At 33.3% G+C, this 6,464-nt stretch carries 7 protein-coding genes and 1 pseudogene; 2 read left to right on the top strand and 6 right to left on the bottom strand.

Annotated elements, in window-relative coordinates; translation table 11 throughout:
* Window positions 1–143 precede the first annotated feature (143 nt).
* On the top strand, window positions 144–866 hold the full coding sequence (locus V7068_RS22155; RefSeq protein ID WP_499714582.1) for a hypothetical protein: 723 nt from the start codon (window positions 144–146) through the stop codon (window positions 864–866).
* 165 nt (window positions 867–1,031) lie between these two features.
* Window positions 1,032–1,307: pseudogene (locus V7068_RS22150) on the top strand (IS110 family RNA-guided transposase); the annotation flags it as partial.
* Window positions 1,308–1,337: 30 nt separating this feature from the next.
* Here V7068_RS22150 and V7068_RS22145 read toward each other — a convergent pair.
* The 6 genes from V7068_RS22145 to V7068_RS22120 form a co-directional block, all read right to left on the bottom strand.
* The gene (locus tag V7068_RS22145) at window positions 1,338–1,778 is read right to left on the bottom strand and encodes an SMI1/KNR4 family protein (RefSeq protein WP_499714581.1); all 441 of its coding nucleotides are present in this window, start codon (window positions 1,776–1,778) and stop codon (window positions 1,338–1,340) included.
* Between the two features lie 327 nt (window positions 1,779–2,105).
* Window positions 2,106–2,675, bottom strand: coding sequence for an SMI1/KNR4 family protein (locus V7068_RS22140; RefSeq protein WP_499714580.1), 570 nt, complete (start codon window positions 2,673–2,675; stop codon window positions 2,106–2,108).
* A gap of 564 nt (window positions 2,676–3,239) precedes the next feature.
* Window positions 3,240–3,596: a hypothetical protein gene (locus tag V7068_RS22135; protein ID WP_499714579.1), complete on the bottom strand. Its 357-nt coding sequence runs from the start codon at window positions 3,594–3,596 to the stop codon at window positions 3,240–3,242.
* 19 nt (window positions 3,597–3,615) lie between these two features.
* On the bottom strand, window positions 3,616–5,532 hold the full coding sequence (locus V7068_RS22130) for a T7SS effector LXG polymorphic toxin (protein WP_499714578.1): 1,917 nt from the start codon (window positions 5,530–5,532) through the stop codon (window positions 3,616–3,618).
* Between the two features lie 39 nt (window positions 5,533–5,571).
* Entirely contained in the window at window positions 5,572–5,850 is a 279-nt protein-coding gene (locus V7068_RS22125; RefSeq protein ID WP_499714577.1) for a YwqI/YxiC family protein, read from the bottom strand.
* Between the two features lie 79 nt (window positions 5,851–5,929).
* Window positions 5,930–6,289, bottom strand: a complete 360-nt coding sequence (locus V7068_RS22120) for a YwqH-like family protein (protein WP_499714576.1) — start codon at window positions 6,287–6,289, stop codon at window positions 5,930–5,932.
* Window positions 6,290–6,464: the final 175 nt, after the last annotated feature.

Here is a 6,464-nt window from a genome sequence, read left to right as displayed (position 1 = left end):
TGTTAAAGGAATTTGAATGGAGAAGATGAATATAAGTACATATATATCCAAATTGTTAAATCAACATAAGAAACGGTCGGCCATTTATGTCGAAAAATTAAGATAAACTTATATAATAAAGATTATGGGAGTTAGGGTGAAGCATGTTTTTAATTGATAAAGAGATAAAAAAGCGTAATCTGCCTGAACATATTAGAAAACATTTAACTTTTTTGTCTCCATTTGAAATGAAATTTTGTATTGCGGTATCTACTTTTCTTTTACTAGATTTCTGTATGATTGTTCCGTTATTGTTAGCTTGGGATGTGAAGTACGTTTCCGTAATTTTGCCATTAATCGTTATCATGAACATTTGGTGTATCTTCCTTCTTTGTAAAAATGTATACACGATTCAATTTTCAACGATCCGATTTTTAGCTGTTCTCGGCATTGTCGGATGTTTTTGTTTCTTTGTACTAACTCAGAAAATGGCTTATAACCTTCTGATGTTAGAGGGTCCTCTTTTCTTATTGATTTCTATATTGCTTCTTTTGAGTTTCATCCTTGTTATACTTCGATATTATTTTAAAAAATTCTCTTCCATTCACGTAAAATGGAAAGAAAAAGAAACATCGAAGTATTCTATCCTATATGTTGGAATGAGTATGGCTACAATTATATTTTTAGTGTATTTCCTTGCCAAGCGATTTGAAATCATTTATGGACTTTTTTTATTAGGTATATTTAATATTTTTGTTGTCGCATTTGCCTATATTGGCATCAAGTTCACGCATAAATACTTTTTTATGAAATTCAATCAACACGTTTTACACTATGGACGCCCCTATAAAAAAGATAAGAAAAATAAAAATATCGAAGTACGTTAATAAAGTTGAATTTTAAAATATAAGAGAGTAATTCGTGAGTTTATGAATAAAAATAATACCGTGACGATTCAACAAAATGATTCAGTATTTTCATCATACTGAATCATTTTTTTATTTATCATATAACGCCATAAATATTATACATTCGCAGGCAATTAGCATGTGAGTATAAAACAATTGACCACTTTTTTATTAGAAGTGAGTAACAATACTTGTTCGGTGAAAAAAGCAAATGAAATATTGAAGCTAGTAAAAGAAGATGGGAACACAACAAAAGAACATCAAGAAACACGCAACTTTTTAGTAGAAAGCATTTTGCGCCACATTTTATTTGGAAAGCAGGAAATAGGCAAGGTGGAAAGAAAATTAAAAGAGTTAATGAGCTTACTAGACTTTCAACTAGATTCTATGCCAGGCATTGACCTAGTAACAGCTCTCGCTTATTTTTATCATGTATTGTTCTTATCTATACTAATCTAACATTTCATCCAAACGATAATAGAGATACTTATAAAAGTCATCAAACTTTTCCTCTCCAACTTCTTCATTAATTGGATCCCAGCTTACAATTGGACACTCATTATTTCGGAATATTGACGTGTCGATACAGTACGCCAACTCACCTAATTCTTCTATCATTACATATTCTTTCGGTAGATTGTCATCTTCACGTGATTTCTCCGTAAATTTGACACAAGAAGGAGTATTTGTTTCTTTTGCCCCTGCACCATAAATTTCAATTCCAAGTAGTATACCTTCACCATATTGCTCTAAAAACCATTTATAACTATCTGGTAGGATTACATTAAGCTTGTTTTCAATATCCCCTATTTGCTCAACACTGACCCCACCAGTTAAAAATATGAAATCATTATACTCATTGATAATCTCTATAATTTTTTCTTTTTCCAATTTATATTCCTCCAGTGCCGTTTACGAACACCTTTTAATGTTACCCATTATTTATTGCCACGAGCATTGTCATTCTCGTTAGTTTAGTTCCCCTTCCATGCGTAATGTAAAACCTCATCTCGCCCAGTTCTCATCCCTTTTTTATTATCCCTATATAAAATAATACTCCATGATGGTAGTACCTTCATGAGTTATGAATTCTATATAATACAAACTCATAATACGCAACCTTATTTTCTACTAAAAAGACCTTAATTAGTTTTGCACTAAACAAAGTCTCAAATTACTTATTACTACTTCCAAAATAGCCTTGATGCTTTTTCTATTTTAATCCACTTTTTTTGAAGCATTATTTAAAAAAGTATTTAATTTATCACCTAAATTTAATTTAACATTATCTATAGTACTTTTTTCCGTTTTTATCCTTTTAATGTTATAGATAAAGCCCTCAAAAGAGTCAGAAACTAAAAAAACATTATCTCCGTCCATTTCATGAAACCAAATATATACTTTATTATAATTATCACCTTGTTTACCAATGCAAATTAAATCACCACCTGGTAAATCTGCAATTGGAATCAAATCACCTGGCAGTATATCTTTATAACTAATTATTTTATCGTCCAAGTTATTTTCATCATTATTTAACCCGTATATAGAATCTATTTCAAATTGAGTTTGCTTTATTGTTTTTGGAAGTTCAATCGAAGGTATAAATCGAAAATCTTCTCTTATATAATCATTACCATAATGTTTCAAATAAAAATCATAATCATTCGGAAACTCTAAATTATGTTTTTCTTCAAGCGTTTTTACTTCACCTTCATCCCAAATTGTTTCTACCTCTTTTAAATCAAAATCAATTATTTCGTCTAATTTCACTTTTAATTTTCCCATCTAATATCCTCCTCTTAAATCTGATGCAGAACCAATACGCGGGACATTTTTATGCAAATCAGTTGAGATCAACTCAATTACAGTATCCGACTTATAATGCGGTGTAACACCTGCCTGCTTTAGTAATTTCTTTGCAGCATTTTTTGAAAGTAAATTATATTGCTTTTGTATTTGCTTATATACTAATGAAAAATCATCACTCGCACCACTAAGGCTGCAACATAAATCCCCCCCAGGAGCATCGCAAACAAAGGTTGGGACGTTTTTTTATTGTAAGTATGAGATCTATGTTTTGTCCTAATAAAAAAGCAACAGTGTAGTCCTTTTTAGACTAAACCGTTGCTTTTATCTTTACATTACCCTCTTATAAGTAGGAATAGTTGGTCCAATGTATCCCCCCTTCTTAAATAGAGGATATTCACCATATACCCTTTGGATGGATTAAATATTCGTCCACCTAAATACGCATAATCCATGTTATCCACCTTCATATTGTGAATAAACGACTCTATATAAATAATCAACGAAAGGCTATTTCTCCATTATCTGATGCATCTTTTCAAACTAAACTTCATCAGCTAAATTATCATCGTAATCCTGCAATTCTTCCATAATTTCTTTTAATCGATTAATATTATTAATGAATTCCTCATGAGAAATCTCTTGATAATCAAAAATCCCTTCCCCATATTCATCGCTATCATATATTTTTACTTCTGCACCTAACTTCAACAAATTATCAACTAACTCTTTTAAATTCTGCATATCATCAATATCATTTGCATCAGTTTCAGCAAAAAAGTCTATATTTTCGATTTTATTCTTTATTTCAGTAATTCCTAAACCAGTAAACTTTCTTAAAGGCACTAAATATTTATTAAATTCACCATTAGGGCTTATTGTAATTGCTATTTTACTCATCTTATTATTCTCCTTTCTATTAAAATTCTTCTAGGTAATTTGGATTAACAGGTCTACCAGGAGCATTTTTACTATAACTTCCTCCATGCCAACCCTTTAAGTGCTCTCTTGTGGTTACAGGATAGATTAACTCCCCTCTATTTGATATATGTGGATAATTCATAGCATTGTAAGTGTGATGTCCAATAATAGTCTTATCATTATATCTAGGTTTCTTACCTTTTAAAATATCTTGTATCTGCTCATTAGTCCAATTCCTCGTGATAGGTTCCCCGATTATTATCCTTTTCTTTTCTTGCTTCCAAAAATCATTAACTCCTGCTGCTCTTCTTTTTGAAAACCTTTTATCCCATTGATATCTTTTATATTCCTCTTTTGTTATTGTGCGGTTTTCAATCTTTTCTTTTATTTTTCTTTGCTGAACCCTGCTTAATGATTTGTATGGTGTAAGCTTAGGTGTTAAGTCAAGCTCTGTTTTCAGCGCTCTTTCAGCAATAATCTCTTCTCCTACGATTACTTTCTTATTCTCTAGAACTTCACGCGTACCCTTACCACTAACCCCCGTCTCCACTTTTGCCATAGAGAGTAACTGATCTCTCAATCCTACACTATTCACCGTATTATAAGGCACATGATTTACACCCGCTAATGCCATTTGGTGGTGTGGGACATATGGCAATAATCTAGAGAAAGGGGTTTCTTTTATCACGGTCTTGGTCTTATCTACACCTTTTTTGACAGTAGCTGTTGTCGATGCCATTCCTGTCTTCGTTACAGAGCCAATGCCTTTTGTGCCCAATATGGAAGTCGCCACGGTTCCTACTGCATATGTCACCCAGTACGCTCTAGAATAGGCATCACCATTCACCATATCTCGTTCATACGAGTCGGATATCGCTTTGGATAAATAGTTGTACGTCTCCTTTGGATGAGTTACCGCATGAACTACACTTTCTATTGTTTCTTTTGGATGAGTGACAAAATCATATATCCCTGTCACCAAGTCTTTTCCTACTTCATAGAGGCCTTTCCCGATTCCTTTTACTACCTCTCCGTTTTGCTTAGCTGTTTCTAATTCGATGACGATTTGTTGCTGGGCAGGGTCAAGGTTTTCCACCCCTATTTCGTTGGCAATTTTTAAATATTCATCTGGGGTGGATACGTTGACAAGCTGCTTCTGCAATTCTTCGATTCTCTTTTTCTCGATTTCTTCTAGTTCTGCTCTTGAACAGCTATTGGTTTCTACTTTTTCTTCGATATTTTCTTGGATCTCTTCCTTCTTAATCAGCTTATCGATTTTATACTGACCTAAGGTGCCGCTTTTGTAATTCGCTACTTGTAGTTCGCCGCTTCGAAAAAGAGATTCGATGCTTTTTATGTATTGCTGCATGTTCAAAACGTTATCATATAATCGTTCTAGTGCTATACATTGATTGTAATCAAATTGATTCAATTCATCTACTGTATCATGTATATGTTTTTTTGCGATATTGACCTCTTGAAGAAATTCGGAGTCATTTAAGCGGGGCACTGAAACAATGTCTTGTACAGAAAAAATGATGCTATTGGCTTCGTCTGTAAGCGTAGCCGTTTGGTCGGCCACATATTGTAATCCATGTTGAAGCTCTCCTGTTAAAAATGGTTCTACAATTACCCCGTTAATCGCTGGTTCTACATTGAATAATTCAGCCTTCATAATCTGAAGCCTGCTCTGATAGTCTTCTAAAAAGCTCCGATAATAAGAGATAAATGGCACATGTACTTCTTCATAAAATCCCCGTATCGCTTCGCCTCCTTTCCCTTTAAAGGAATCTTCTAGTTCAATAAATCCTTGAATCGCCGCTTCAACCTCAGACATTTCATTTTGTTGCCTTTTCAATGATTCGAGCGTTTGATCCAACTCAACCTGTAAGTCAGCAACATCTAATACCTTCATTATATCTACCTCACTTAAAGTAAGATTCCTGATTATTTCTTATCTCATTATTTTATGAGATGAAAGCTGCTTGTCTGAATCCGCCATAAACTGAACAGATTGACGAGTTGCTTCTCCGTTTTGCCGTAATAAGCCTTTATAGGATTCTACCACTTGTTCTAAAGCCTGATTTAGGTCGTTCCATTTCGGGACTGCCGTTAGAACGTTATTGCCACCGATTGAGGAAGAAAAAGAAGTATGAAGAGCATTTGTAGAGGATTCCAGCTTAGAAAGTGCTTGTTCTATCTCATCTTGCTTGATCTTAATTTCATTACCCATAAAAGACACCTCTCCCCATTACTTAAAAGTTTCTAGAGAAACTTATTGTACGTATACGAAGTCAAAAAAGACTATTACTTTATTTACTTTTTGTCCGTTCAGCAGCGAGCTCTGCTTCTAGGGTTGCAATAATCTGTTTGATAGCACTTATTTCATTTTGTATGATTTGCATTTTGTCACTTAATACCGTAAAAGCTGCACTGAATTGTTGATTTTCCATATCACGGTATCTAGTAAGCATCCCTTCCATTCGGATAGTATCAAACTTGGCTGCTAACATTCCTTGCCAAGTATCTCTAGAGAGTTCAGGTTTTGTAATCGTTCTTTCATAATAAATAAATTCTTGTTGGCATTCCTGCAACTGACTATTACAAGTCTGAAGTCTCTGAAGTTGATGCTGTTTTTCACCTAAAAGTTGATAGTAATAAGCTAAAGACATATATTTGTCCCCCCTTCTTATTAACCTAAAAATAAAATAGAGAACAATAATGAAAATCCCTATAAATTATACCATGTGAAAAAATTACCAATGCGATGATTTTCACCCATTTCTCCAAAAAGCCCATAGGTAATAAACCCTGAATTTGATTAAAAATGTAATGGAAGAAATAAAA

This window comes from Bacillus sp. JJ634 (assembly GCF_036962285.1).
In the GTDB taxonomy this organism is placed as follows: Bacteria; Bacillota; Bacilli; order Bacillales; family DSM-1321; genus Peribacillus; species Peribacillus asahii_A.
This window is presented reverse-complemented; position numbering and strand designations above follow the sequence as displayed.

What these genes read in the sequence shown, in the direction of transcription:
- V7068_RS22155 (WP_499714582.1), top strand. Translation starts at nt 144, where the DNA reads ATGTTTTTAATTGATAAAGAGATAAAAAAGCGTAATCTGCCTGAACAT.
- V7068_RS22140 (WP_499714580.1), bottom strand. Translation starts at nt 2,675, where the DNA reads ATGGGAAAATTAAAAGTGAAATTAGACGAAATAATTGATTTTGATTTA.
- V7068_RS22135 (WP_499714579.1), bottom strand. Translation starts at nt 3,596, where the DNA reads ATGAGTAAAATAGCAATTACAATAAGCCCTAATGGTGAATTTAATAAA.
- V7068_RS22130 (WP_499714578.1), bottom strand. Translation starts at nt 5,532, where the DNA reads ATGAAGGTATTAGATGTTGCTGACTTACAGGTTGAGTTGGATCAAACG.
- V7068_RS22125 (WP_499714577.1), bottom strand. Translation starts at nt 5,850, where the DNA reads ATGGGTAATGAAATTAAGATCAAGCAAGATGAGATAGAACAAGCACTT.
- V7068_RS22120 (WP_499714576.1), bottom strand. Translation starts at nt 6,289, where the DNA reads ATGTCTTTAGCTTATTACTATCAACTTTTAGGTGAAAAACAGCATCAA.